A 26,805-nucleotide genomic window follows, 5' to 3' on the forward strand; every position below is an offset into this window, starting at 1 on the left:
ATCGGGGCGAGTGATGGTCGCTGCTGTCAATGGCCAGTTTTCGCATGCGGCGCGTGCACAGGCTTGCTCTCCGGGGAGCCGCGCTCCCTCAGCCAGATTGCCAGCAGCACCAGGACGCCCGTCGACAGAAACTCGCTCTGCCAGTTCTGAAAGCTCTCGAACCAGAATTGCCCGGAAACGAGATGCGCCAGAATGGTCTCCGCCGGCCGGTGATGCAGCGCGGCTTCTTCTGCCGCGTGGCGCGTGCTTTGCCAAAGATGGAAGACGAAGGTCGCGACGAAGATCAGGAAGAGCGCTGTTCCAAGCGAATGCGAATAGAGCCAGAGAATGATCCCACCGCGCCTTACCGGCCAGGGGGCATCGGGGTCTTCGCGATGTCTGGCGGGATCTTCGTTTTCCGGTGAGTCCGCATCGGGATCCCTGGACTCTGCCGAACCGCGCTGCACCAGATAAGCGGTGAGGAAAACATAGGCCCATTTTTCCAGGAATTCGCTTTCCCAGTTCTCGAAAACGCTTTCCTGAAATTCACCGGATCCGAGAAACGAGGCAAAGGACTGGTTCGCCAAGCCATGCATCGCCCTGTCCTGTTGGCTGGCGAAATAGCCCGAGATTGCCTGGCCGACCAGACATGCAACGAAGATGGCGAAGACGGTGATCAGCAGGCCGTTATTTCGAAAAAAACGCATCATCCATAACTCCTTGATTTCTCGCCGCCTGCTCTCTTCAACTCTCGAGTCCCGTCTCCTTTTCCAACCGATCGAGCTTCACCTTAATCTCCTTCGGGTCGGCATGCTCAAGTCCGACCACTGAGGTCGCCGCGAAATGTTCCCGGGTGGAAATGGAGCTTACCGTTCAGACGGCGCGGCCTATCAATGGGTCGCCTACTGCCAGCATTCGAGGATGGCTTCCACCGGCGCCACCTCGACATGATGCGAGTAGCGCTTGGTGAAAAGCTTGAGGATGTTCTCATAGGCCTCGTCCGACGTGCTGCAGATGGCGTCCTCGGCAAGGATGGTGCGGTAACCCAGATCGATCGAGCCCAGCAGCGTGGCCAGAACGCACATATCGGCCTCGCCACCGCTGACGATGATCTCTTCGACGCCTTCGGACTGGAGCACGCCCGACAGTTCGCCGCTTAGCCATGGCGAATAGATCGGCTTGTCGAACAGGCGCGCCGGCGGCAGATGGACGGCAAGCTCGGGCAACAGTTCGATCATTTCCTTGCCTGCACTTGCGATCGTCATTTGCGCCCAACGCTCATAATACTGCTTCCACTGGCCGTGGCCGTCGCCGGGATTTCTCGCGGGGATGAACCTGGTGAAGATGGTGGCTTCGGGCCGCTTGCCAACCAGCCTCTGCACCTGCGGCAGGATCGCGGGCAGCCATTCGACCGCCCAAGGACCCGGTGGCGCGAACATCCGCTGCATGTCGACGCAAATGTGTATGGCCTTCGCCGAAATCGGTGCGAGGTCGCTCAAATCACGGCCATCAAATGGCGGCACGTTCGATGCTGCCGGAAGCAGTTTGCGACTGGAGCCGCATCGGCAAGCCGGACTCCTTGATGCGACGCGCCAAGGCACGCATCGCGCGCCACCGGGTACATCTTGATGCGTTCGAATTCCATTGCCTGTGCCTCGGCCATGGCCGCGCACCGTTCCCGTTCGACGATTTCCGGTGAGGGAGTTCCGGCAGCGTATGCCATTGTGGGTTTCCAATCGTGTGTCTGCGACTAACTCGATGGAAGGCGGTCTGTTCCATAAAAGCGTAATGCATTCTTGCACTTGGAGCAGTTCAGCGTTTGATAGAATCGCCGAACTGCTCCAACTCATTGTTTTTACGCAATTCCGGACAGAAAAACCGCTGCGCACTTTTCTTGGAATTGCTCTAGCGCCGGCTGGAGGACGACCAGGAAGGCACCGCAACATTGGATGAGGTGTCCACGGCGGCGGCTGGAGACGTCTCCCCCAGGTCTTCAATCAATGACATGCGTGCTCGGTTCAACCGACTTTTGATCGTGCCGATGGCGCAACCGCAGATGCTCGCTGTTTCCTCATAGCTCACGCCCAGGATGGCGATCAGCACCAGGACCTCGCGCTGCTGGGGCGGCAATTTGCCGATGGCGGCGTGAACCTCCTGGCTGCGGATATGCCATTCCTGGTCGCCATAGCTGATTGAACGGGCCGATGCGCAGTCGGTCGCTCCTGGCGCCTCGCGCATATAGACCTTGTGCTTTGTGTAGAAGGTGTTGCGCATGATCGTGAACAGCCACGACTTCATTCGCGTGCCGGGTTCGAACTGATCGATATGCGCTATGCCCTTGAGGAGAGTTTCCTGCACGAGATCGTCCGCGTCGGTCTTGTCTCTACAGAAGGTGCGCGCAAAAGCTCTCAAAGCTGGGATCAGATCGAGAATCGTCGCCTCATTTTGGAGGGCTGACGAGCCGGAATTCATCGTCCGCAAAAACGCCTCCTGGAGGATAGCTTGGATTGGATGATCAAGGCTAATGCGCCGCGAACAGGTAGGTTCCTGTTGCGACCTCAATCGATGTTCAGCCGCTGCAAAAATTTCGAGCGCTGTCTTTACTTTGGCGATCGATCTTCGCCCTCGAAGCCAGGATCGCGCTTGACGCCGTGTGCAATCTCTCGCGGCATGCGCGACATAGCACCAGCCGGCCGCCGCAGTTTGCGCATCCATTTCGGCGTGCGCTCGGCAAGCAGATTTTAAAGCGGGCATCTATGCTCTCAAGCTTTGACGCCAGAAGCCTCCAACACCGCCAGACGGGATTTAACCCGGCTGGCGGTGCCACCTTGAAGTTTTGTCAGTGCAGCTTGCCGTCGGCTTTCGCCATCCGAGCAGCCGCTTCCAATTCCCGCGCCAACTCAACCAGCCGCTCAGGCGCTGGCTCGTCTGCGACGATCTCAAACGCGGCAAGCAGTTCCCCATCGAGCGTTGAACGCTTTGGAGCCGCGGTTTGGGTCTCTATCGGGATCACGGTGTGTCGACGCACGGGCCTGCTCATAACAAATGTTAACACACCCGGCGTAACCGGCAATCAAAGCAAAGTTCCCTTCCTGCCTTCCTCGGAGAGTTGAGCGGCGGAGCCGGGTGGCCTGTCATTCCGCCGCCATGGCATTGACCTTGCGCTCGGCAATTTCCGACAGCTTGTCGTCAGCCGCTTTCTCTTCCTTGAGGGTCTCGGCCAGGACAGCGGCGCAGTCGTCTCGGCCGAGTTGCTTGGCCCACGCTATCAGCGTTCCATAGCGCGTCATTTCGTAGTGCTCGACGGCTTGAGCCGACGCGATCAAAGCAGCGTCGAGAACCTCCTTGTCGTCGACATCGGCGCTGACATCGTCGGCCTCCTCGAGAATGCCGTCGATCGCGGGGCAATCGACCGCCTTAATCTTCTGGCCGTGCATCTCGAAGACCTCTTCGACCCGCGCGACATGGCCCTCCGTTTCGCGCAGATGCTTCTCGAACCCAAGCCTTCAAATTGCCGTCTGAAGCCTTCTCGATCATCTTTGGCAGCGCTTTTAGGATCTGCTGCTCCGCATAGTAGATGTCCTGAAGCGTATGGACGAACAGGTCGTCCAACGTTTTGATGTCCTTCGAGAAAAAACCCATGATGGCCGCCTTTCGTTTGTGACCGCAATTGCTGGACTTCCAGACCGTGATGGGCCCGGAAGCCGCCTAATCACGAGGTCTGCTGAATGTTCCCCAGGCTCGATTGAGCGACTGGCTCGGCCGTGAGGAGTCACAAGCCGGATTCGCAGGCGGACGAGATGGCTCGGCGCAGGCCTTGGCCAAGCCCTTCGTAACGATTGATAAAATAACGACAATGGAGCAATTATGGGGAAGGTCGCCGCCGAGCGACGCTCGGCATGATTGATCCGCGGGTGAGTCGTGGGCGTAATGTGAAGGCGCCGCGCCTCCGCCCAGCGAGCGAAACAAGCTCTCAGCCTGACTTTACCCGCTCGACCAGAGGTCTGGACTGCCATAAATCCCAAAAATTCCGCCATTATACTTGGCAATTCGATTACGCTTCAGCTGGTTTGAATTGATAGGGAGATTACTCTTCGTATTTTATTGATTTATCTTTAGCTGCAGTCATGAAAAGATGACTTGGACCGAACTGTTCTCCTCAAGTCCAAGTTGGCCAAATTCGACGCCGATGCCGGAAGATTTGACGCCCCCGAACGGTGCGTTCGGCTGGATGGCGCCGTGCTTGTTGATCCAGACCGAGCCGCATTCGAGGTGCGATGCGATCCGTTTGGCTTCCCTGACATCCCTGGACCATACCGAGCCACCAAGGCCGTTCACACTGTTGTTGGCCTCTCGGATCGCATCGTTGACGTCGGCATAGCGGATGATCGGCAGGACGGGGCCGAACTGCTCCTCATCGACCAATGGATCCCCATTGGCGAGGCCGGAGATAAGGGTGATCGGATAGAAGTGGCCTGGGCCTTCCTTGGCGCTTCCGCCGAGCAGAACTTTCCCGCCACGCGTCTTGGCGTCTTCCACCAGCCGCGTCACCTTGTCGAACTGGACCCTGTTCTGGATTGGTCCCAGCAAGTTGGCCTCGTCCATGCCGTCGCCCATCGTGACCTTTGCGGCAAAGGAAACCAGGTTCTCGCAGACCACGTCATGAACGTCGGCGTGCACATAAAGCCGCTTCATGGCAGCGCAGGTCTGCCCGTTGTTGATGAAGGCGCCCCAAAAAAGCCCTTCGGCAATCGCGGCCGGATCGACATCTGGAAGGACGATGCCCGCGTCATTGCCTCCAAGCTCGAGCGTCAGGCGCTTGAGCGTATCAGAGGCCGACCGCATCACTTTCTTGCCGGTCGATGTCGAGCCCGTGAAGACCAGCTTGCTGATTCCGGGATGTCCGGAAATCAAATCGCCGACATTGTCCTGGCCGGTGACGACGTTGACCACGCCGGCCGGCAGGCACCCGTTTAGAATCTCGACCATACGGATGGTTGACAGCGGCGTGTAGGGCGACGGCTTGATGACGACGGTGTTGCCCGCACGGATCGCCGGCATGATATGCCAGCAAGCAATCATCAGTGGCCAGTTCCAGGGAGTGATCGAGCCGACCACGCCGAGCGGCTTTCGATGGAGCTCGACGCGGCCTTCATCGTTGTCCTGAAGGATTTGCACCGGAAGTTCGAGGTCCGCGGTGTAACGGGTCCAGGCCATGGCGCCTGCGAGTTCGAAGCGTGAGCCCATCCCGCCAAGCGGCTTACCCTGTTCCAGGGTCAGCAGTGTCGCGAGCTCTTCCAGATGCTTTTCGATGGCATTGGCGGCATCATGAACGGCCTTCTTGCGGACTTCATTCGACGTCCTGCTCCAGCCTTCGAACGCCGCCCGCGCCGCCGAGACTGCGTTGTCGATATCCGTTTTCTCTGCCTCAGGAGCTCTGCCTGCGATCGCCGCCGTCGACGGGTTGTACACGTTGAAATGGTTGCGCGCCGTGACCTGCACGCCGTTTATGATGTGACAGAAATCGTTCATCGCTCTCTCCCGGGTACGATGCCTGTGCGCTCAGGACGATTTGCCAACGAACGGAACCGTGGTGACCTCGGCCTTCACGACGCCGAGCGGGTGGCTGACTTCGATCACATCGCCGACTTCGACCGAGGCATCGACCAGCGCGATACCGAGGCTGCGGTCGAGCGCGAATGAGTGCGCCGCCCATCGCACGACGCCGGGATTGCCTCTCGCGTCCTTGGCATCCCAGAACCACTCCATGCGCGGAACCGGTCCTTCGATGAACAGGCCAACCGACTTGCGCCTGACGCCATCGGCCCTGATCCGTTTCAGCGCATCCTTGCCTATGAAATCGGCCTCGACGTCGAGATGGACGAACTTGTTGCCAAGATCCTCAAGCGCGTTCATGCCCGAATTGGTATAGTAGCTGATGTCGGTCACACCCCGCTCGAGCGCACGGAAGATGTTGGGGCCCATGACCATGATATCGTACGGCTCGCCCGCTTCCTTGACCGCGTCCCAGATGTCGGTCGCGCCCACGGACGACAGGGGATAGATTTCGAAGCCTTCGCCGCTGCTCCAGCCCGTGCGCGAAACGACCACATCCTTGCCGAGCACCGTTGTCCGCATGCATGTGTAGTTCTTCAGCTCCCACACTGGATCCGCGCATATCGCCTTCATGACCTCGATGGAGAGCGGGCCCTGAATCTGCATGGGGGCGATGTCCGGTTCGGACACTTCCACCTTCCAGTCCGAGCCCATCACGATGCCGCGCGCCCAAAGCGTGATGTCGGTGTTTCCGTGCGAGATCCAGATCGTGTCTTCCGATGGACGCAGCACGACCGGATCGCACAGGCAGATACCGTTCTCGTCGGTCAGCAATGTGTAACGGCATTGGCCGACCTTCATGGTGGACATGTCCCGGCATGACAGATAGTCCATGAACCGCAGCGCGTCCGGACCCTTGAGCTGGGTCTGCCGCTCAAGGCCGACATCCCACAGCGTAACGCCATTGAGCAGGGTGTCGTATTCTTGGAAGGGCATTCGCCCGTAGATCATCGGAAAATGCATGTTGTTGTAGACCATCCACTCCATGCAGCCCTCTTCCACGGACTTACCGAAATAGGGCGAGAGTCGATTGACGGTGAAGACCCGCTGGCGCTCTTCGGGGAACATCGGTCGGCGGTCCAGGTACTCCGTAAGCCGCTTGATCTTGCCGTCGACGAGCGTGATCTCGCCGACCATACGAAAATCGACGCGATGCGGCGTGCCATCAAGCTTGCCGCCGGTCCCGACAACCTCTGCGGAGTAGTTGGCCTCAACAAAACCGGTCGCACCGGCGTCGATCGCCGCAGTGACCTCCACCTGTATATTCTTTTGGCTGAGGGCCGCCTGCCGCATCTCCTTTTCGATCCTGGCGCGGCCTTTAGCCGGCTTGTCGGCCATGGGTACGATGAACTCCCCATCATCGGTGAACATTGAAGCGATCGCCGCGGCATCGCCGGCGATGAAATGGTCGCAATATCTGCGGAACGCTTGTGTGGGGGTCATGGCTATTGGTGCTTTCGATGCGTTTTCGACGGGAAAAGTGCGGGAGCCTAAAGGATCGCCTTATCTGACCAGAGGCGCTGATTGCGGCCGTCCATATAGAGACTGAGACGCATCAGGCGCTCCGAATCGACTTCCGCCACAATGGCGACGGGATGCACGTGCTGGACGCCGCCCCGCTCCGTTTTCAGCCTGCCGCTTGCAATGGCAACGATATCGTTGACCGCTGGCTCAGACAGTTCGAAGCGTGACGAAGAGACGGCCTCGAAAATCGCTTCATGACCGCGGCGCAGTTCTGTCTGTCCGAACAGCCGGTTCGGCTTCAGCATGGGAATCTCGACGAGTCCGCCATTGGAAAACAGCTCCATGATCGCGCCAATATCCTTCCGCGCGAAGGCGCGCACGTAGGCTTGCAGCGCGTGTCCCGGGTTGGAAAAAGCTTCTGTCTTCACAGCCATCCAGCGTTCCTCGCTATCTTCTTGCGGCGCGCAATTGCGACGCTCTCGGGTCTTGACTAAGCTATGGAGAAGACAGGCAAAATGCATGATGACCCCAGTACCCATGCGCCGTTTGTCGGAGGAACCACGACCTATGCGGAAGGAGGCTTTTTCGGACGCGGGCGTGTACGCCGATCCAGGCGGGAGCGCTTGGCGAAAGCCAGGGAAATGGTGACGCGATCCTCGGAAGTCACATTGGGACTGTTATCGCGTGCACTCGACCACCGGGCCAAGGCTGACTTCCAGTTCCAACTCCTGGAAGCGTTGAGCTCCCTGCTGCATTGGAACTATCGCTATATTTTCCGCTATGGCCCCAACGAGCCGCCAGTTTGCCTGTTTCGAGAAGGCGGCGATTTTCATTCGTTCGATGTTTACCTGAGCGGTTTCTACCGGTTCGATCCGTTCTACCGGCTGTGCCTGAATGGCCCCCAACTCGGCGTTGAGCTGTTTCGCGACCACACCGTTGCCGAAAGAGGATTTCAGACCTACCACGACCTGCTGACATCGGAAGGCGTGTCCGACGATATCGTCGTCATGCTTCCGGATTCGAATGGCGCTACCCTGGTTCTCTGCTGGGATCGCGCCGAGGGGCAGTTCTCCATGCGGACGGTGCTCTTGCTGCGCACCTATCTGGCGCTGGCAAACTCGATTCATCAGACGCATCTCGGTACGCCCAACGCGAACCCGACGGCTCAAACAGACCGAGTCTCAGACGGCTTGTCCGCCACGCGCGGCGCGCCGCCTTCGCTTCTGTTCGATGTCGCGGTCGAAACCTACAGTCCTGGTAACCTTGCCCCGCGTGAACTCCAGATCGTGCGTCTATCGCTTCGAGGCTATCACAATGCCGCCATCGCGAAGGCCATGGGCATCAGCCATCAGGTGGTCAAGAACCGCAAGCGAATGGTCTATGACAAACTGGACATCACCTCCGAGCGCGAACTGTTCCGGCTCTTTCTCGACCACATCATGAGTGACGTTCGGGAGGACGCCGTTTGAGGCAAGTTGAGCCGCGTCGCGCCGCAGACGGCCAAGCTCCCTTGAGAGCGGCGGCACTTCAGGCGCGGTTGCGACCCAGGAACTTGGAAAGACCGACACCGAGGATGAGGGCAAAGCCGTTGACCAGATCGTTGACGTAGACCTCGGCGCCGGCAAGGTTGAGACCGCTGTTGATGGTCGCCAGGAAGAACACGGCGACGATAACTCCGGCGACGTTGTAGGTGCCCGGCAGAATTGCGGAGGCGCTAAGAAACGCCGCCGCGAGGGCCGGCAAGGTGAAGGATTCGCCGACACGCGGGTTTGCGCCGCCCGTCCTGGCGATCTGGATGAAACCGGCGAAGCCCGACAGGGCACCGGATATCACGAAACTGAGGATCACCATGCGGGTCGTATTGATGCCGACGAGTTTGGCTGCCGAGATGTTTGAGCCGATCGCATAGAGATAGCGGCCGAACGGTGTGAAGATGATCACATATCCGAGAAGCAGCGCGACGATGAGAAGAGCGAAGAAGGGCAGCGGTATCCCGAACAGGGTGCCCGATCCGAATTTGGACAGGATCGGCGGAATGTTGCTGACGACGCTGACGCCGCCAGTCTTCCAGGTCACGATTCCATGGATAATGATCGATATGCCGAGTGTCGAAATCAACGAGTTGATTCCGGCGCGCGTGACCAGGACGCCGTTTACGACACCGATGGATGTGCCGATCGCGACCGCAAGCAACAGCGCCAGGAACCAAGGCATGCCTGCTGACATCGCGACCGCTGCAAAAATAGAAGAAAGCCCGAGATTTGCGCCCACGCTGACGTCGAACTCGTTGACGATCAGCGGGACGAAGGCTGCCAGCGCTACGATCGCCAAGACCGCCTGATTGGCGATCACGATGCGCAGATTGGCCGACGTCGGGAAGGTCTCGCGTGTCGCCGGCAAGAGCGTGAAGAAAATCGCGATCAGAGCCAGGAGTGCCACAAGAGCGTAGGCCTCGCCATAAAGGCGGAAGAACCTACGGGCGCCATACTCCTGCGACGCGGGCTTTGCATTGTTCGTGCCGGTTGCGGCGAGAGCTGGTTCGGTCATGCTGCCACTCGCAGTTGGGTGAGTTCATGGAGGTATTGTGTCGTGAGCTCGTTTCCGGACACATGGGCGCAGACCCTGCCACCGTTCAGCACCAGGACGCGATCGCACAGGTCGACAAGTTCAGAAAAATCCGATGAGACGACAATGGCCGCCGCGCCTTCCATCGCGGCGGCGCGGATCAGTCGGTGGATCTCCGCCCTGGCGCCGATGTCGACACCCTGCGTCGGCTCATCGAGAAGCAGCAAGCGGGGTTTGCGCGACAGCCATCGTCCGATCGCTACCTTTTGCTGATTGCCACCGGATAGTTTGTCGACGGCGAGATCGACGCGACGCGGTTTGAGACCGACCAGATCGGCAAGGCGGAGCGCCTCCCGCTTTTCGGCGTCGAAGCGCAGGCGCAATCCCGACCAGTATCGATCAAGGCTTGCAACGCTGAAATTGTTCATGACCGACAGGCTGGCAAATATTCCGTCTGCCATCCGATCCTCGGGAACGAAGGCCATGCCGGCACGCACAGCGGCCCTGGGATCGACCGCGGTATACGGATGTCCGTCGAGCAGTATTGCACCCCCGGTCGGCCTGATTATGCCGAAGAGGGTACGCAGCAGCGCGCTTCGGCCGCTGCCCAACAGTCCGGCGATACCGATGATTTCGCCGGCTCGTGCCGACAGGTCGACGCCGCGAAGCGGCCCGCCCTTAAGCCCTCTTGTCTCCAGCAGCATCGCGCCGGGGACCACACCCGCCGGCCTGCTGACAGCAGTGTGGTTGGGGCCCGCGATGAGCCGGACAAGCATCGCCTTGGTTATTGAATCGCCGGAAAGATTCCCCGCGACCTTTCCATCACGCAGCACCGTGACGTGGTCGGCAAGATCCATGACCTCGTGAAGATGATGGGTGACGATGATGATGGTCTGGCCGGCAGCCGAGAAGCGGCGGAGTGCTGCGGCGAGCCTGTCCGCTTCCGCCGCCGACAGCGCCGAAGTGGGCTCGTCCAGAACCAGCAATCCGCTCGATTCGCCCTCCTGATCCTGCAGGGCTCGGGCGATCGCCACCATCATCTGGGCCGCCGGGCGCAAATTCGAGAGAAGTTGATCCGGATATGCCTCGATGCCGAAGCGCTCGAGCACCTTGTCGGCCCTCCGCCTGACACTCGACCAGGAAATGCGTCCAAACCCGGCCGTCTCGAAGCCCCTGCCTATTGAAAGATTTTCTGCCACCGACAGATGCGGGAATGTCGAGGAATGTTGGTGCACGACGTGGATCGAGCATTTCTTCGCCGTTGCCGCCGAAAAAGTGGACGCGGCAAACTCGACGCCCCCGAGGTCGATCCGACCTGCGTCGGCTCCGACGACACCGGCCAGGATCTTGATCAGTGTCGATTTGCCCGATCCGTTGCCGCCGAGCAGCGCATGGATGCTTCCCGAGGATACATCGAACGATACATCCTCCAAAGCCCGGGTCGCTCCATAGGCCTTCGAGATTGCGTGCAACCTGACGGCGAATTTAGCCGCATTCATTCCTTGATGCCCCAGGCTTTCTTGTAGGCGGCGACGAAATCCGTCGAAGCATTGAACGCACCAGCGGTGCCAGCGTTGTGATCCTTGTCGAAAACTTGCAGGCCAGCCCCCGAATTGACGGCCGGTTGCCCGTTGAAGACCCTGTTTAACGCGTCAACCGCGGCATAGCCTTCCCAGGCGCTGGGAATACCGACGCCCGCACTGACCTGCCGGCTGCCCGCCCGTACAAGATTCATCGTTGCCTCCTGGCCCTCCGCGGCCACAACAACCAAATCTCGTCCGGACGCTTCGATCGCCGGTCCGACTCCGCTCAGGATAACGGAATCCGCGGGAACAATGAGGCTGTTCGCATTGGGGAAGCGCAACAATGCCTGTTCAGCAAGCTGTTGCAGTTGCGGGCCTTGGGAACCGTAGCTGAACGACACTTCGTGGACAGTGCAGCCCGGGCAGCGTTTCAACTCTTCGATCGTGGCTTCGCTCGTCAGCTTTGAAACGAGCACCTCGTCGCTGACCAACACAATGGCCTCAGCCTTGCCCCCGGTCTTGGCGATGACGTAGTCGGCCTGCCAGGCACCATATTTCTTGACCCAGGGAATGAGATCGCCCTCGACATAGGTGACGTTAGCGTCGAACAGGGAAGGCTCGCCCGGATCGCTGACGCTGCAGTCCACCCCCTCGATACTGACGATCTTCAGGCCGGAGTCCCTGGCCTCCGCCAAAGGTCCCTTGACGCCATTGCAGTCGGCGCCGGCGAGAACAACCGCATCGAACTTGCCGGCGATCGCCTGCCTGATGCCGTTGGCCATGACGGCCGGATCGTATTTTCCATCGAAGATCGTGGTGTCCCATCCCAACAGCCGGCCCGCTTCCTGAGTACCTGCTGCCTCCGCCGCGCAGAGACTGACGTCCTGGCTGCAGGAAACGAACCAAATCTTCTTGCCGGTGACCGGTTTGGGGCTTTCAGACGGCGGCAGCCGATAGCTTCCCGTGTAGAGATCCTGAAGAGACGGGAAATCCGAAGCGCCCGCCTGACCCGGCATGAGCCAGCCTGAGAAGGCTCCAATCAACGCCGCGCCAAATCCGGATAGCGGTGGCCATGAACGATGCGACATGTTCTTCCCCTTGGTTGGTTTCGTGAACCGCATGATGGTTGGTAAATGGTTGTCTGCCTGGTCCCGCCTCTCCCGGCGAAAGAGCGGCCAACGTCAGGGCGATGAGCGGACGCCCAATACCGTCTGTGGATTGAATTTGTATCGAGCCTGCCGTCCTCCTCCGACGTGAACCCAAAAATCTCGCCACCGCCGCGGCCGAGCGGTAGTTAATGTGTTAACAAATGCCGCTCAATGTGTCAATTGACCTATAAACAATACGCCGAATACCGTCTATACCGTTCTCGTGAACGCGATGACGCAAACGCCTCGAACTGCTAGTCGAGGAAACGGAGGGCAAGATGGATCAGCGGGTCAAGGGCAAGAAGAGGATGGCGGCCGGCGAGCGCAGCGCCCAGATCGTAGACGTCGCGCGTGCGATCATGATCGGCGACGGCTATGGCGCCCTCACCCTGCGGGCCGTTGCCTCCGGCTGCGATGTGAGAATAGCCACCGTCCAACATTTCTTCGGCAACAAGGCAAAACTCTTCGAGGCCGTCATCGACTCCATTACGCATGACTACAACGAAGCCTTTGGCCGCCTCGAAAGCGAGACTCTCGGCAATGCAGAGACCAAGCTTCGGCGCATGCTGCATTTCCTCATCGAGGACAACAAGAACGCCCACACCGCCGGGTTCTTCTACGAACTTTGGAACCTGGCGCATCGCGACCCCATCGCCAGCAAAGCGCTGGATCGGCTGTGCGACGAGCAGCTCGTCCGATTCCGCGATCTGATCCTGCGCATAAGACCGGAACTCTCCTTGGACGCCGGGCTGCAACGCGCTGCTGTCATCATGGCCGCTACGGATGGACTGCTGCTGACGGTTGGTTACGGTCGGAGTCCGCCGGAAGCGCTTCGAGGGTCGGGCCAGGATCGTCTGGTGGATATTTTGATGCACGTGGCAACGGCACAGGCCTGAGGACATCTTGCCCGCTACTTGAGGGCCGTTTGTCGTGATCGCGCCTGCATGACGAAGGTGGAAAAGTGGGCCAGGTCGGCGTCGCTTGGTTCCTGCCCCGTGAAGCTGCGCAGATAGGCCGCAAGGTGGCCAAGGCGAGTCTCCGCCGGGAGGCGCTTTACACTGGTAGCTGGACCCGTTCCTTGAGTCGACTTTTGGCGAACCGCTTCGCAAGCTACTGATTTATAACGATTATGTTAGTCGCTGAGGGTGTGAGACTCCCTAAAAATCAATGGTTTAGCGGATGGTTAGCCAACCCATATCCTTCGCATCGTCTCGTATGGTCCGGCGAACCGAACAACAACAACACAGGGTGAGCTGCGCCTCACCTCCCGCTACGAAAACAATGCATGCGGTACTGCGTACGTTGGTTGCGGGACACGCAAGCACCAACGCCGACATTCGCTGATCGTGCCGTTTGAGAACCGTCTGATCTTTTTCCGTCTTCAAAGGCCGCTCCGCCGGAATGCGAGCAGCCACGTGCATTCCGATCGGGAGTGAGCAGATGGTCAACTGCTACCAGCGCACGCTGAAGCCGCCACGGCTGATTTTTGCTCGATCGGCGGCGGAACTCCGGCGTTGCCGCCATCGACAGCATGACATAAGCGGGATTCGTGAGCAGAGAACGGTCGCGGTCGGCCAGCCGCTAGCCGCCTCTTCGAACTCTCAGCAGCCCACCGCAAAGTCAATAAAATCAAGGCGATGCGCGGAGGTTCGCCAAAGGAACTCGGCTAACCGAAGGAAGAAATAGACGCCAAATCATTGATAAATAACGACAATGGTGGTGCTGGCAGTCACCAGCGAACCAGTCTCTGGTCGGTTTTCCCTGTTAGGCGCCCAAAAACAGCGAAATTTCGGTCGTTTTGAGTGCCTTGGCAAATTTTGGTCAGGAATCTCGCCGGAGATTCAACACTTTGAGGGAAATTTCCCTACGCAAGCTAACAGGGAACTGACCATTGCCTAACAGGGAAGTGCAAGGCAGATCACCCCGGCCATGGGCCACGGATACCTCACTGTTCATTGACTGCCCGAACTGGGGCTGGAAGTTGCGTGAGTTCGAAAGCCTGCCCGCCGGAGTCCAAGCCGGCCAAAGTCTTCATGGCGGTGCCCCCCACGGCATTAGGCTTCGGGAGACAGGGGGTAAGAAGCGAATTGTTCTGCAGTCCCGCGCGGACTCTATCGCGCTACGCGACTTGCTGTCTGGCTAGAACCTGCATCCGACGCTCGACCGCTATCTCGCGACCCATAAACGATCCCGAGCACAAGCACAAAATATCCGACTTGCAGAAGCACCAACGTGAGAATGGCCCAGACGGCCGCGATCCATAGGGAGCCTGTCGCGCCATATGCCCGCGCCGCTAAGGCGCCCGACGTCACCACCATTCCCGTGAGAAACTGAGGAAAATACATGCCACCCAATTCCCTGCCATCATCCCCTCGCGGGCCGTATTTCATTATTTTAGCATGTACGCAAGTGCGTCGTATTGACGTGCCAACTGCCTCAGGAGCGCAGGAAGAACGGACATTCAAAAACCGCCGCCTAGGGCCAGAAGGCGGCATATTGCGCCGCAACGGCAACGGAGGCCAACTCTATTTCACGCTGGCCGCAGCCTGTCGTCCGTGGCGTTTCGGCTGCGGCGACGACATCGTGCCGAGATTGTTCCGGCCGTCACGTCGCGGCTTCAAACCGTCGAACAGCTCCCGCTGGCTCACCATTTCCGCCAGCATGTGTTCGCGAAACAGTCGCACACGCTTGGTGCGTCGGAGATTGGGATGGTAGAGCAGCCAGAGGCCGACATCATGATGCGGCTCCGGGGCGAGATAACGGAGCAGTCGGGCGTCATTGTCGCCCATGAAGCACGGCAGATAGGCGAGGCCCATTCCCTCGCGCAGCGCCGCGAGAGTCAACAAAGTATCGTCGACAAAAAAGCTGTAGTCGCGGTTGGGGCACGCGGCATTTGTCAACGACTGGTGGAAGGCGCAGCATTCCACGCCCAGCCATTTCGGCGTCGCGCCGGAGCGCAATGAGACTACATAGTCGCGCTCGCCATAGACGGCAGAGGCAACCTTGCCGAGCAACGTGCCGACCAGTGTCTCTTGCGGCGTGTTGGTCTGGCGGATCGCAACATCGGCCTGGCGCTCGGCCAGGCTGACATACTTGTTCGAGACGTGCACGTGCAGCTCGATTTCTGGATATTTTGCGCTGAAGCGCGCGAATATCGGCATCAGCACCGACGAGGCCATGTTGTTGATCGCAGCGACGCGGAGTACGCCTGTTGGACGATCTTCTTCGCCGCCGAGCGCGCCTTCGACCTCCAGCACCTCGACTTCCATTTTGACGGCAGCGAGCTTCAGCTCCTCGCCCGCGCTGGTGAGCTCGTAGCCCGACGCCTTGCGCTCGATCAGGCGCGTGCCGAGCTGCTGTTCCAGCGCCTTGATGCGGCGCGAGACCGTCGAATGCTGCACGTCGATCCGTTTTGCCGCGCCGCTGATCGATCCATCGCGCGCGACAGCGAGGAAGATCCTCAAATCATCCCACTGCATGGCGAGCCTCCGTCCTGTGCAAATTTGCACAAAGCGCGTCGAGTTTTCGCGAATTCAGCCCTGGCTTTGCTGCTGCTAGCGTAACCGTCCTCCGGCAGGCGATTATGGTACAAGAACAGGCAGCGGCCAAGTCTCTCTTACGTAGGCTATGCCGTGTCTGGGCGCCTTACGGTCAGGATGAATGCCAGGTCGCATGACCCGATCAGAGAGGAGAAACATCGTGCGCAATACTATCACCACAGTGGTGCAATTCCGCCTGCCACAGCCGATCAGCCTCGAGGAGGCGACGCGCCGTTTCGAGTCGAGTGCCCCGAGCTACCGCAATTTGCCGGGATTGATCCGGAAATATTACCTGCGGGCGGAGGATGGGCGCACGGCCGGCGGCGTCTATCTATGGGAATCGCGCGCCGCGGCCGAGGCGGCCTACAGCACGGAGTGGCGCGAGCACGTCGCAAAGCTCTTTGGCGGCGCGCCTGAGATCACCTGGTTCGACACGCCGCTGATCGTCGACAACGCAGCGCCGGCCAGCAAGGCGGCCTAGCGGCCCAAGAAGTCTTCAGGATTGGCGCGGGCCGTGCCTTATCGGCGGCCCGGTCGCCCTGCCGCGCTCATAGCGCGGCAGGGATAGTGTGCTGAGAGTTCTGCAAATTCGCTGAGAGGGGCGGTCATGGCAGGCTGGTGATGTTCAACGTCACCTGATACCCGCGACGGAACGGCCCCCATGACCAAGACTGAAAATAAGACTGCCAGCGCCGCCGTCAAAGACATTCTGCTTTCGAACGCAGAGGGTTTGCGCGAAGTGATCCGTACGGTGATGCAGGAGGGGCTCGAGGCCCATGCGACCGCTCGCGCCGGCCGGGCCGCTACGCCAACCAACTGCCCGACCAGATCGAGCGGCTGATCGTCGAGGCCAAGCGCGACAAGCCGCATTGGGGCGCCCGGAAGATCAGGGAGTTCCTGGTGCGCAAGCTGGCCGGGGACGTGCGTATTCCCGCCAAGAGCACGGTGCACGCGGTGCTCGACAGTCACGGCCTTGTGAGCGAGGCCCGCAAGAGGAACCGGGCGAACAAGGCCGAGGGCACGCCGCTCTCGCAGGCTGTCCAGCCCAATGACCTGTGGTGCGCCGATTTCAAGGGCGAGTTCAAGCTCGGCGACGGCCGATACTGTTACCCCTTGACGGTCACCGATCAGGCCTCGCGCTACCTGCTTCTCGCCGAAGCGCTTGAAGCGACAAAGGAAGCTCCGGTCATCGAGCCCTTCGTCCGGCTCTTCAAGGAACGCGGCCTACCGCATGCCATCCGCTCCGACAACGGCGTCCCCTTCGCCAGCCCCAATGGCCTCTACAATCTCTCGAGGCTCTCCGTCTGGTGGCTGCGGCTGGGGATCGCAATCGAGCGCATCAGGCCCGGTCATCCGCAGCAGAACGGCCGCCACGAGCGCATGCACCGCATCTTGAAGCAGGAGACCACGCGGCCGCCGGGCATGAATGCTCTCCAGCAGCAGGCCAGGTTCGACGCCTTCATCAGCGAATTCAATGAGAAACGGCCCCACGAAGCCATCGACATGAAGGTGCCGGCCGAACTCTATGGCCCCTCGTCACGGCCCTATGATGGCCTGCCGGAGCTGACCTACCCCTTCCATGACAAGGACACCATGGTCACCACCTGCGGCCGCATCTGCATGATGAGGAAGAAGATCAACGTCTCGACCGTGCTCGCCGGCCAGAGGCTCGGCATAAAGGAGGTGGACGACGGCATTTGGCTCTTAAGCTTCATGCACTACGATCTGGGGTATATCGACCTGGAACAGAGGACCTTGCAGACCATCGACAATCCGTTCGGCACGAGATTGTCACCCATGTCATAGGTACGAACTGCTACCATGTCTCCGGGCTGTACACAGACTGAATGGTGGGCCCGGAGGGTGTGGGATTGCCAAAGAAAATCAATGGCTTACAGGATGGTTAGCCAACCCATATCCTTCGTATTCTCTCGTATGGTCTGGCGAACCCACAGATCAGGAAGAGGAGTAGTTTTCAATGCAGTCGGTGGCCCTTTCCTATCCTCCAAAAGGTCGATGAACACATGTTGACGGGGGGGTGAGCGTGACCAATTTCGGGCCGGAAGCTGGCTCTTGCCGCGCAGCGGCCGCCCAGAGCCACGGACCCTCTTTTGGCGATTGATCAAAGCACGATCTGCTGTAACTGCCGCAAGTCCGTAACTGAAAAGTCAGCCTCAAAGTGAGCAGCATCATTGATAGAGTAAAAGGCCGTCATCAGCCCTGCCGCGCGGGCGGATCGTAATCCTGTAAGGCTATCTTCCACAGCGAGCACTTGGGTTGGTCGGAGATTGAGCTTGGCACATGCCGTGGCATACGGCTCAGGGTCCGGCTTACCGTATCGAACGTCATCTAAACTTATTGAGAACATCATGCGTTCCCTTATGCCCAGAGCAAGCATATTGGCATCAACGATCTTGCGACCCGAGTTTGAAACGCAGACCTGTGCAAAGCCACTAGCGGCGAGGACGTCGATTGTTTCAATCGCGCCAAACATTGGCTCAAGGTCGCGACATCTATCGGCGTAATAGTCGACGATCGCATCATGCCAAGCCTGCTCCGTGAGCGTCGGCGGCATCCGATGCGAAAGGGAAAGCCATACTTCTAGCATGTGCACGCCACAGAACCGGTCGTGCGGAATGTCCGAAAGGTCGACCTGCCAACGATTGCAGACGGTGACCAGCGCCTCATGATGCAGAGGTTCGCTATCGACCAGGGTGCCATCAATATCCCATGCAATGGCACGTATGGTCACGCTCGATTCCTTTCTGCTAGTTCTTGCTGTCACAAATTTGGCAGTTAGTCACTATCGATTGACGACTGTCGCTAACAAGGACGAACAACAGATGGATTAATTCATGTTACTTAAGAATCGTCTCTTCGACACCTCTTCGAACAGCGCAAGCGCAATCAACAAAGGAAGCTGTCGACAGGTCGAATAGTTGTTGCTGCGGCCGAACGTCGGAGAAGCCCAAGAACCGATCTGATCTGAACCTCGCCGCCGGTTCTTTCGCCTTCTTGCCCTTAAAACGACATGTGGGTCACGGCCTATTCATAAGCGCGATGAAATAATCGTTTAGCAATTCGTCCTTGTTGTCCATGACCTGCCGGGCGAAAGCTCGAATGAGCAGCAGTTGAGGTAACCAGGACCGTCGGTGGGGCAAATGAGGTTATTGAGCGAGGGAAGATGTCACTGATCCATGCTTTCTGTTCGCAGCTCCCCACCCGATCCAGAGCGGTTCGGGCTCACCGCTTCGGCCGATCCAGTTCCTTTAGGTTGGACCAAAACCATGTCTAAGGTAAGCCTCAGCGGCGTGTGCAAGCGATTTGGGTCACATGAGGTAGTCAGTGACATCAACCTCGAAATCGGCGACGCGGAGTTCGTCGTCTTCGTTGGCCCATCAGGCTGCGGGAAGTCCACTTTGCTGCGCATGATTGCCGGCCTGGAAGACATTTCGCAGGGCGAGATCAGCATTGACGGCACGGTCGTCAATGACCTTCCGCCGTCGAAACGGCAGATTTCGATGGTCTTCCAGAACTATGCGCTCTACCCGCACAAGACCGTCCGCGAAAACATCGGCTTCGCCCTTCGGCTCGCCAAGGTCGACAAGCAGACGATCCGCGATAAGGTCGAAGATGTCGCACGCGTTCTTGAACTTGATGCCCTTCTGGAGCGAAAGCCAAGACAACTCTCAGGCGGGCAGCGGCAACGCGTGGCAATCGGACGCGCCATTGTGCGCGAGCCGAGGCTCTTTCTGTTTGACGAGCCCCTGTCAAACCTTGACGCCGCGTTGCGCGGTCAAATGCGCATTGAGATTGCGCGTCTTCACCAGAGGTTGAAGACGACCATGATCTTCGTGACCCACGACCAGGTCGAAGCGATGACACTTGCCGACAAGATTGTTGTCTTGAACAAGGGCCAGATCGAGCAGGTGGGAAGTCCGATGGAGCTGTATTTGCATCCATCGAGCCGCTTCGTAGCCAGCTTTATCGGCTCCCCGAAGATGAATTTCATGAAGGCCTGTGTCGATTCCGTGGCGGATGGCAGCGCCCACCTGCTGGCTGCTGCCGGGACCGCGTTGACCTGCCCGATCGGCACGGACCACGGTCTGTCGCGCAAGGACGAAGTGACGATCGGCATCCGCCCGGAAGATTTGTCACTCGGCGAGCAGGGCCTGACCTTTCGTGGTGTGGCGCAGGTGGTCGAGCATCTCGGTGCCGAAACACATGCGATCGTCGAAATGCCGCAGAACGAAGTGATCACCGCAGTCCTCGACGGCAAGTCGTCGGTCAAGGTCGGAGATGTGCTCTCCCTAAGCGCAGCCACGGATCATCTGCACCTCTTCGATTCAAACGGCAAAGCAATCGCGACTAGGGGTCGGCCTTGAAACGACGCCGAACAAAGCCGATCGCAACGATGCCGCCCCTTGGCGCGGATCATGCGGACTGGCTGGTATCGGCAGGTGAAGAGCCAGCAGTGTCGGCTCTGGCGATCTCTCCTCGTCGCACGACGCACGGTCCTCAATGAAACGCGGACCATCGAGAACGTCGTTAGGGCGATTCTGCGGGAGGCCGGTATCAAGCTCGGCACTCCAGGCCGCGCAGCCTTCGCGCTGATTGGCGCGGCATACGGTCATCATGCGCTTGTCGAGCCGCTTCTGGCGATCGTGGCAACGATGTTGCGCGAGTCCGGGCGACTGACAAAGCAGGTCCTCAATATCGCCCGCAAGGAGCAAGTCTGCCGGCGGCTTATGTCCGTGCCCGGTGTGGGACCGATCACCGCGTTCGCTGCGCATTTCGTGCCACGGTCGATCAGCCGGACCGCTTTCTCCGATCGAGGGATGTCGGAGCGCACTTGGGTCTGACCCCGGCACGCTATCAATCTGGCGAGACGGACATTCAGGACAAGGTAAGCCGTTGCGGTGACGAGCTCGCCCGCACGGTCCTCTATGAGGCGGCTTATTCGCTGCTTGTGCTCAGCAAGAAATGGTCGAGCCTCAGAGCGTGGGGTATGAAACGTTGCCAAGCGGCGTGGTATGGCCCAAGCCCAAGTAGCTGTTGCTTTGCAAGCTCGCTGTCATCCTGCATCGCATGTGGAGCCATGCGACAGAATTCCGCTTTGGCAAGGCGCCGGGCTCCGTATCGGCCATGAAATAGGCTCAACGGACCAACGAAGGAGGGGTTGATTCCGCCCGAAAGGGCTGATGACACCGGTGTCGGGATCGACGACCGATACGGTGTGCGCGGCGTAGTCGGTTTGCCTGTAGGCTGGGAAGGGCGCAGCCTTCATGTGATAGGCGATGGAACGTACTTCCCGTTCGGGCAGTTCAGCCTTGAGCAGTTGTGACTGGATCGGCACGGCGACCGCGAAGGCCAGCGCGGTTCACAACGCCAAGTGCGGTGGGCACGCGCATACCATCAAACCGTGGGATCAAACACCTGCCTACTCGCCAGCTATCGCACCGCCGGTCATTCCGGCAACCATATAGCGCTGCACGGCGAACGCGAAGATCACTACTGGCAACACCGTCACGGTGCCGACCGCCGCGATCTGGCCCCAGAACGTCCCGATGGGAGTGAGCAAGTTTGGCACCGCCACCGGGATAGTTGCCGTATTCCGTGAGGTAAGGACCAGCGCGAAAAGGAACTCGTTCCAGGAGTTGATCAGGCAGAAGATGCTCGTTGCAGCAAGCCCGCCCCGGGTCAGTGGCAGCACGATGCGCAAGAACGCTCCAAGGTGGCTGCATCCGTCCAATCGAGCGGCTTCGTCGAGCGACGTCGGCACCGCCATGAAGAACCCGCGCATCATCCACACGGTGAAGGGGATCGAGAATGTCAGGTATGCGGCGATGACCGCCGTATAGGTGCCGCTGAGCCCCAATTGATAGGCCAGCAGGAACAGAGGCACCGACAGGACCATCGCCGGCAGCAACCGCGTGCCAAGCAACATAAGAAGGTAGACACCCTGCAACCGCCCGCTCCGCCGGCTCAGGCTGTAAGCGGCAGGAACGCCCACCACGAGCGCGATTGCAGTGGACGCAAGAGCAACCACAACCGAGTTGATAAGGTTCCTGTTAAATCCCTTATTTTGGAACGCCTCGCGGTAGTTGTCGAGCGTCGGCGTGAAGGTCAGCTTAGGAGTCAAGGCGAAGATGTCCACGCGATTCTTGAACGAGGTGAGCACCAGCCATAGCAACGGTGACAGGTAGGCAAGGATTGCCACTGTGACGATGGCCAGGATCACCGCTTGGCCTATGCCACTGCGAGTTCGCGCTGATGTCATTGACGCATGTCCTTGCGCAGAAGGAAGTGGAACATCACGGCAGCCAAGGCCATGATCACGACAAAGGTAACAAGGCTAAGCGCCGCACCGTAGCTGAGATCCCAATTGGCGAAACTTACACGGTATTGGTACAGGTCGTTCACGACGGTCGATGACCCCGGCCCGCCGCCAGTAAGAATGTAGACCTTGTCGAACTCTCTCACGGCTTCCGTGGTGCGGAACAGGACGGCCACAGCGAGAATCGGGGTGAGCATCGGCAAGACCACGAGCCAATACTTCTGAAACGTTGTTGCCCCGTCGATTTCGGCTGCCTCCAGCGGCTCGGTCGGAAGCGCCCGCAATCCGGCAACCACCATCAGCGCGACAAACGGGAACCATTCCCACACATCCGCCGCGATAAGAGCCACAAGGGCCGTAGACCCTTGGCTCAGCATACCGCCCGTCGGCCCGATACCCAGCCCGCTCAGGATCCAGGTCAGGTACCCGAACTGGGCGTTGAACGCAAAGTTGAACATCAAGCCGACGATCAGCGGGGCCAGGATCATCGGCAACAGCAATGCCGAAGTGACCAGCCGCTGGAAGACCTTCAGCCGATGCAGCCAGATTCCGACTAGAGTGCCGATTACAGTTTCAAGGACAACCGACGAAACCACGAAGATAATGGTGGTCAGGATGGCGTTGCCAAAGGCGGCATCCTGAATGAGTCGTTCATAATTGGCCAGACCGACCCATTGGCCGGTCTTGCCGGGAATGACGAGGCTGTAGCTGTGGAAGCTCAGTTGGATACTGTAGATCACCGGGGCCACAACAACGATCAGCAGGATCAACAAACTCGGCATCTGCATCGAGAAGTAGAACCATTGCCCGTGCTTCTGCCGCCGACCGCTGCGTCGCGCTGAGCGGGGGGGTATCACCCCCCCATCTGCCGCCTTGTCACGTAGAATTGTGCTATTTCCCATGCCCAAGCCCACCTTATTGGTATGTCACCGGGAGAGCGCCGTTCAACAGCTTGGTGATCTCGTTCTGCGCATCGTCCAAAGCGGCTTGTGAGGACACCTGGCCGTTGAGGGCCTGTGAGAGGTGGTTGCTCAGCACGTCGTTCATGCCTCCCCATTGTGGGATGCGCGGACGCGCCTTAGCCTGTTGCTGGCTAGAGAGCTCCTGGTTCCAGTACGGCAATTTTGCCTGCAGCTGAGGGTCTTGGAAGACGGATGTCAAAGCCGGCAAGCCGCCAAGTTCGGCGAGCTTGGTCTGAGTGGGCTTTGAAAGGGCCCACGCCATGAACAGTTCCGCGGCCCCCTTGTTGGCGGAGTCCGCATTCACTGTCCATGTCCAACTGCCCAAGAGCGCCTCGGGATGATCGCCAACGGCTTTAGTTGGAATGGCGGCGTAGCCCATTTTACCGACGACCTTTGACTGGGAAGGGTCCTCAATAGCGCCTGGGGTGTCGCCCCAGGTAATGGACTGTGCAGCAATGCCCTGCTGGAGTTGAGTGGTGACCTCGTCCCATGTTGCCGAGGTGTAGCCGGGCGGCGCGTACGCCGTGAGCGACTTCTCGAAGTCGAGCGCCGCCACGTTCGCTGCAGAATTCACGGCCGGATTACCAGACGAGTCGAATAGGCCGCCACCGAAGGTCCACATGTAGTTCATCCACTCTAGGACAGTGGCGGTGTGCCGCTTGCCCGCGAGCGCCACTCCGTACAGGGGCGAGGAGAGTTCCGTACCGGCCAGCTTGTCTCCGCTCTTTCGGGTGAAGAACTCCGCGATGTCCTTGTATTGCTGCCATGTTTTAGCGGGGGCGAGGTCATAGCCGTACTTCGCCTTGAAGGCCTGCTGCTCAGTCGGGTCCGAAAACAGGTCCTTACGGTAGAACATCATCATCAATCCACTGTTGGACGGCACGCCGTAGCAATGCTCTTTCCACTGGGACGACGCCTTCCAGAGCACAGGAATGATGTCCGCGCTGCTATAGGTGGGCGCACCCTTCGGCGGAGCATTGCAGAAATCATCCTCGATTTGGATATAGTTCTGTTCAGCAAAGCTCCCGAGATATTCGTAAGGAATGGAGAGGACGTCGTACGTACCACTCTTTGTCGCGAAATTGAGCACCGCTTTCTGAACCAAACCGTCATAGGGCGCCTGCTCGAGCGTCACCTCGATCCCGGTCTTTTTCTGGAAGTCCGCGAGGAGCTCCTGTAGAGCTTGCGAATTTGTCGCCGCCTCAGCGATGATATGCAACTGTGTTCCTTTATACGCTTGGCTCCAGCCGTCCGGACCAGTTCCGGTTTCGTCCGCGTGGCCGCCCACCGCGAAAAGAAGGGCTCCCAGCATGCCCAGCGAGAGCTTAGTTGGTAAATTCTTGCAGTGCTTCCGTCCCATTAGTCTTCTCCATTTCTTTGTTGCAGTCCGGTAGTATTCAAAGGCTCGGCGTGTCCGTTCCACTTCGATCAGGATGCTCTCGCAATTCGTCGGGAGAGCGGGCCGTCCAATCTGCAGGTTCCGTGCCTGTCGTGGAGTAACAGACGAGCCTTCGGCATCCGGGTTCTGCGCCGGCCGACCAGCCGCGAAGAAGCGCTTCTTTATCCGCTTTGAGCCCGGAAGCGCTGACCCTCTCAGACCCAATCAGGCTTCCATTGGTTTTTCTGTACCCCATGTTCGGCAGTCTAGAAGTTGCGCCGAGGGCTGAGAATGTGAAACTTGCGATCGATTTATAAGCAGGGGATATGAATGGCCGCCAGTTTCGGGGGGGCACCAATGAAGGGTGATCCAGACAGTCCGGGAGAAGTCACCTGCCGGGGTTGCGAGAGGATCAGCCAACCGCCGGCGCCACTCCATCCGACCGGGGCTCGGCGGGGCCGAACCTGGTGGCCATGATTGCCTTCGAGAAGTTCGGCCATGGCGTTGCCGCCTGGACCTATAGGCCGTAGATCTGTAATTTGCAGAGCTTGGCGGTGTATCCCTTCAGGGTTTCAAGGTTCTGTCCGCACTGGCCGAGCCGGAGCTGGTCGTGCCGTATCGGGTCTCACTAGGCCGGACGTTGCGTTGACTCGAAGCGGACCGTCAGGCCCATCTGACTACCTTCGCATATCGTCCGTCCCTGCGTTCCCTCGCGGGACACCGCCCTGGGATCAGCGCTAGCACCTCACCACCCGCTGGCAAACTGTTTCTACCTCACCTCAAGTCTTCGAACAAAGGCTCATCGCGCAGCATGGCATGCATAGAATGCGTTCCGCACGGCGGTTCGCCGAGAATTCCGAGTAGGACTCCCATTCTCCGCGACGGTCCTACAGATAAACCAAGTCCCTGCGGAAGTCGGCGTACCACGCTCCGAGCTGTCGCCGATCAAGTTTCGCGGCAAGCGCTGTTGTCCTTGCAAGCACGTCCTTGCCGACTCCATCGGCATGCCCGAGCAGAGCGGCTGAATGCTCGAGGAAGAAAGTCACAGAGGCAAAACCTCTTCGAGGAAACGGTCCATATCGCCGTGCCACCAGTAGGACACACGGGCCGCGTCATTTCACTGAAAAGCTCATCGAGCGCGGTCAGAATGACATATTGTTCGTCTTTGAACTGACGCGAGCCGCCGAATTGTAGGGCTGCCGTGCCGGCAAATTACGCATTCCAAGCCGGATAGGTGCAGCGCGTAGCAGCCCGTCGACACCATCTACGGGGACAGAAGAACTCCGGGGAGGGTCTCAAGTTCACGGTGCGCCTCGGGGTTCGTTCCTGCTAGCGATTAACCACCCGAAGCCATTGACAAAAAGGATGAAATAGCGGAACGATTAATTGGTGACGGTTATGAATATCCAGTTCCGGCATGTACGGTCCTTCATTGTCGTGGCGCAAGAGAAGAGCTTCTCTCGAGCGGCAGAGCGCCTGAATGTATCGCAGCCTGCCCTCTCGCAGACCATCATCCAGCTCGAAGAGAACGCCGGCTTTCCTTTGTTCGAACGTACGACACGCGCCGTGAGCCTTACCGAGTCAGGCGAGAAGCTGCTCGCAAAGGCATTGGCGCTCAGCCGCTCCATGGACCAGTTCCAAGACGAAGCGCGGCGGCTGCAACTGGCCCTCAAAAGCGAGCTTCGCGTCGGCTTCATGATCGGTACCGCAGTCCAATTCATTCCGGCGATCGTCAGGGAGTTCGAGCGGGTGCGGCCAGACGCGATCTTGCGATTGAAGGAGTATGATTTCTCCGACCCCAGCGCCGGGCTCATTGCCGGTGAGGTCGATTGCGGCATTATCCGCCCGCCGATCGGGGCGGAAGATATCGACATCGTCGAGATCGCCTATGAGAAATGTGTTGCCTGCCTGCCCACCGGCCATCCGCTCACGGCCAAGCCGACCGTCCTGCTCAATGACATATTGGACGAACCTCTCATCACTTCGCCTACGCCCGGGATCTGGCGGGAGTATTGGCTGGCGAGCGAGTATCGCGACAGCAGTCGGCCGGCGACGGTCGCGCTCGAAGTGGCGACTGTCGAATCTGAACTGCAGGCCGTTGCAATGGGCCGCGGCATCAGCATCACCGCAGACAGCACTGCGCGCTACTATGCCCGTCCTGGTGTCGTCTTCCGCGACATCACCGATATGCGCGAATGCGTGATTGGCATCGGCCATCGGGGCTCGCCCAACCGGCTCGTCGAAGATTTCATCTCAGTCGTCAAGCGGGTATCAGCCAATCGCACATAAGTATG

The 26,805-nt window shown here is 59.2% G+C and carries 21 protein-coding genes and 4 pseudogenes; 9 read left to right on the plus strand and 16 right to left on the minus strand.

The window, feature by feature from the left end; all coding sequences use genetic code 11:
• Nucleotides 1-26: 26 nt before the first annotated feature.
• Together FJ424_RS05625 and FJ424_RS33915 are read right to left on the minus strand one after the other, a co-directional pair.
• The gene (locus FJ424_RS05625) at nucleotides 27-686 is read right to left on the minus strand and encodes a DUF6766 family protein (protein ID WP_140652896.1); all 660 of its coding nucleotides are present in this window, start codon (nucleotides 684-686) and stop codon (nucleotides 27-29) included.
• A 195-nt stretch (nucleotides 687-881) separates the two neighbouring features.
• Complete coding sequence (locus FJ424_RS33915) at nucleotides 882-1,502, minus strand: isochorismatase family cysteine hydrolase (protein WP_281405425.1); 621 nt, start codon at nucleotides 1,500-1,502, stop codon at nucleotides 882-884.
• A 5-nt stretch (nucleotides 1,503-1,507) separates the two neighbouring features.
• On the opposite strand from FJ424_RS33915, the gene FJ424_RS33920 reads away from it, so the two are divergent.
• On the plus strand, nucleotides 1,508-1,678 hold the full coding sequence (locus tag FJ424_RS33920) for a hypothetical protein (protein ID WP_226892176.1): 171 nt from the start codon (nucleotides 1,508-1,510) through the stop codon (nucleotides 1,676-1,678).
• Between the two features lie 206 nt (nucleotides 1,679-1,884).
• Here FJ424_RS33920 and FJ424_RS05635 read toward each other — a convergent pair whose 3' ends face one another.
• Nucleotides 1,885-2,451: a sigma-70 family RNA polymerase sigma factor gene (locus tag FJ424_RS05635; RefSeq protein WP_226892236.1), complete on the minus strand. Its 567-nt coding sequence runs from the start codon at nucleotides 2,449-2,451 to the stop codon at nucleotides 1,885-1,887.
• Between the two features lie 370 nt (nucleotides 2,452-2,821).
• On the opposite strand from FJ424_RS05635, the gene FJ424_RS34280 reads away from it, so the two are divergent.
• Nucleotides 2,822-2,953 (plus strand): hypothetical protein, encoded by a 132-nt coding sequence (locus FJ424_RS34280; protein WP_281405426.1) that lies wholly within the window; start codon nucleotides 2,822-2,824, stop codon nucleotides 2,951-2,953.
• A gap of 160 nt (nucleotides 2,954-3,113) precedes the next feature.
• Here the strand turns inward: FJ424_RS34280 and FJ424_RS05640 are convergent.
• The 4 genes and pseudogenes from FJ424_RS05640 to FJ424_RS05655 form a co-directional block, all read right to left on the minus strand.
• Nucleotides 3,114-3,621: pseudogene (locus FJ424_RS05640) on the minus strand (ferritin-like domain-containing protein).
• A gap of 483 nt (nucleotides 3,622-4,104) precedes the next feature.
• Nucleotides 4,105-5,511 (minus strand): aldehyde dehydrogenase family protein, encoded by a 1,407-nt coding sequence (locus FJ424_RS05645; protein WP_140652629.1) that lies wholly within the window; start codon nucleotides 5,509-5,511, stop codon nucleotides 4,105-4,107.
• Between the two features lie 30 nt (nucleotides 5,512-5,541).
• On the minus strand, nucleotides 5,542-7,038 hold the full coding sequence (locus FJ424_RS05650; RefSeq protein ID WP_140652627.1) for a nuclear transport factor 2 family protein: 1,497 nt from the start codon (nucleotides 7,036-7,038) through the stop codon (nucleotides 5,542-5,544).
• A 47-nt stretch (nucleotides 7,039-7,085) separates the two neighbouring features.
• Complete coding sequence (locus tag FJ424_RS05655) at nucleotides 7,086-7,493, minus strand: nuclear transport factor 2 family protein (protein WP_140652625.1); 408 nt, start codon at nucleotides 7,491-7,493, stop codon at nucleotides 7,086-7,088.
• Between the two features lie 81 nt (nucleotides 7,494-7,574).
• Between FJ424_RS05655 and FJ424_RS05660 the strand changes: the two genes are divergently transcribed.
• Nucleotides 7,575-8,528, plus strand: coding sequence for a helix-turn-helix transcriptional regulator (locus tag FJ424_RS05660; RefSeq protein WP_181182007.1), 954 nt, complete (start codon nucleotides 7,575-7,577; stop codon nucleotides 8,526-8,528).
• A 58-nt stretch (nucleotides 8,529-8,586) separates the two neighbouring features.
• Here FJ424_RS05660 and FJ424_RS05665 read toward each other — a convergent pair whose 3' ends face one another.
• The 3 genes from FJ424_RS05665 to FJ424_RS05675 form a co-directional block, all read right to left on the minus strand.
• Nucleotides 8,587-9,411, minus strand: a complete 825-nt coding sequence (locus tag FJ424_RS05665; protein WP_181183239.1) for an ABC transporter permease — start codon at nucleotides 9,409-9,411, stop codon at nucleotides 8,587-8,589.
• Nucleotides 9,412-9,602: 191 nt separating this feature from the next.
• Nucleotides 9,603-11,123, minus strand: coding sequence for a sugar ABC transporter ATP-binding protein (locus tag FJ424_RS05670; protein ID WP_140652619.1), 1,521 nt, complete (start codon nucleotides 11,121-11,123; stop codon nucleotides 9,603-9,605).
• A complete protein-coding gene (locus FJ424_RS05675) occupies nucleotides 11,120-12,235 on the minus strand; it encodes a substrate-binding domain-containing protein (RefSeq protein WP_181182006.1) in 1,116 nt (371 codons plus the stop codon). The genes FJ424_RS05670 and FJ424_RS05675 overlap by 4 nt, the downstream gene beginning before the upstream one ends.
• A gap of 338 nt (nucleotides 12,236-12,573) precedes the next feature.
• On the opposite strand from FJ424_RS05675, the gene FJ424_RS05680 reads away from it, so the two are divergent.
• Entirely contained in the window at nucleotides 12,574-13,191 is a 618-nt protein-coding gene (locus FJ424_RS05680; protein WP_140652615.1) for a TetR/AcrR family transcriptional regulator, read from the plus strand.
• 1,629 nt (nucleotides 13,192-14,820) lie between these two features.
• On the opposite strand, the gene FJ424_RS05690 is transcribed toward FJ424_RS05680, so the two are convergent.
• The gene (locus FJ424_RS05690; RefSeq protein ID WP_140786346.1) at nucleotides 14,821-15,774 is read right to left on the minus strand and encodes a LysR family transcriptional regulator; all 954 of its coding nucleotides are present in this window, start codon (nucleotides 15,772-15,774) and stop codon (nucleotides 14,821-14,823) included.
• 220 nt (nucleotides 15,775-15,994) lie between these two features.
• Here FJ424_RS05690 and FJ424_RS05695 point away from each other — a divergent pair, with 220 nt between their 5' ends.
• Nucleotides 15,995-16,315 (plus strand): YdhR family protein, encoded by a 321-nt coding sequence (locus FJ424_RS05695; protein WP_246677153.1) that lies wholly within the window; start codon nucleotides 15,995-15,997, stop codon nucleotides 16,313-16,315.
• A gap of 180 nt (nucleotides 16,316-16,495) precedes the next feature.
• Nucleotides 16,496-17,640, plus strand: a pseudogene (locus FJ424_RS05700) (integrase core domain-containing protein).
• A 316-nt stretch (nucleotides 17,641-17,956) separates the two neighbouring features.
• On the opposite strand, the gene FJ424_RS05705 reads toward FJ424_RS05700, so the two are convergent.
• Nucleotides 17,957-18,586, minus strand: coding sequence for an HAD family phosphatase (locus FJ424_RS05705; protein WP_181182188.1), 630 nt, complete (start codon nucleotides 18,584-18,586; stop codon nucleotides 17,957-17,959).
• Between the two features lie 535 nt (nucleotides 18,587-19,121).
• On the opposite strand from FJ424_RS05705, the gene ugpC reads away from it, so the two are divergent.
• Both ugpC and FJ424_RS05715 read left to right on the plus strand, forming a co-directional pair.
• On the plus strand, nucleotides 19,122-20,219 hold the full coding sequence (gene ugpC / locus FJ424_RS05710) for a sn-glycerol-3-phosphate ABC transporter ATP-binding protein UgpC (protein WP_140659035.1): 1,098 nt from the start codon (nucleotides 19,122-19,124) through the stop codon (nucleotides 20,217-20,219).
• Nucleotides 20,215-20,988: pseudogene (locus tag FJ424_RS05715) on the plus strand (IS110 family transposase); the annotation flags it as partial. The gene ugpC and the pseudogene FJ424_RS05715, both read left to right, overlap by 5 nt.
• 103 nt (nucleotides 20,989-21,091) lie before the next feature.
• On the opposite strand, the pseudogene FJ424_RS33810 reads toward FJ424_RS05715, so the two are convergent.
• The 4 genes and pseudogenes from FJ424_RS33810 to FJ424_RS05735 form a co-directional block, all read right to left on the minus strand.
• A pseudogene (locus FJ424_RS33810) lies at nucleotides 21,092-21,211 on the minus strand (ATP-binding protein); the annotation flags it as partial.
• Nucleotides 21,212-21,274: 63 nt separating this feature from the next.
• The gene (locus FJ424_RS05725; RefSeq protein WP_210239390.1) at nucleotides 21,275-22,075 is read right to left on the minus strand and encodes a carbohydrate ABC transporter permease; all 801 of its coding nucleotides are present in this window, start codon (nucleotides 22,073-22,075) and stop codon (nucleotides 21,275-21,277) included.
• A gap of 35 nt (nucleotides 22,076-22,110) precedes the next feature.
• On the minus strand, nucleotides 22,111-22,941 hold the full coding sequence (locus FJ424_RS05730) for a sugar ABC transporter permease (RefSeq protein ID WP_181182187.1): 831 nt from the start codon (nucleotides 22,939-22,941) through the stop codon (nucleotides 22,111-22,113).
• A gap of 145 nt (nucleotides 22,942-23,086) precedes the next feature.
• The gene (locus FJ424_RS05735) at nucleotides 23,087-24,493 is read right to left on the minus strand and encodes an extracellular solute-binding protein (RefSeq protein WP_140659032.1); all 1,407 of its coding nucleotides are present in this window, start codon (nucleotides 24,491-24,493) and stop codon (nucleotides 23,087-23,089) included.
• 1,416 nt (nucleotides 24,494-25,909) lie between these two features.
• Here FJ424_RS05735 and FJ424_RS05740 point away from each other — a divergent pair.
• Nucleotides 25,910-26,800: a LysR family transcriptional regulator gene (locus tag FJ424_RS05740; RefSeq protein WP_140659031.1), complete on the plus strand. Its 891-nt coding sequence runs from the start codon at nucleotides 25,910-25,912 to the stop codon at nucleotides 26,798-26,800.
• Nucleotides 26,801-26,805 lie beyond the last annotated feature (5 nt).

The organism is Mesorhizobium sp. B3-1-8 (genome assembly GCF_006439495.1).
Lineage (GTDB): Bacteria > Pseudomonadota > Alphaproteobacteria > Rhizobiales > Rhizobiaceae > Mesorhizobium.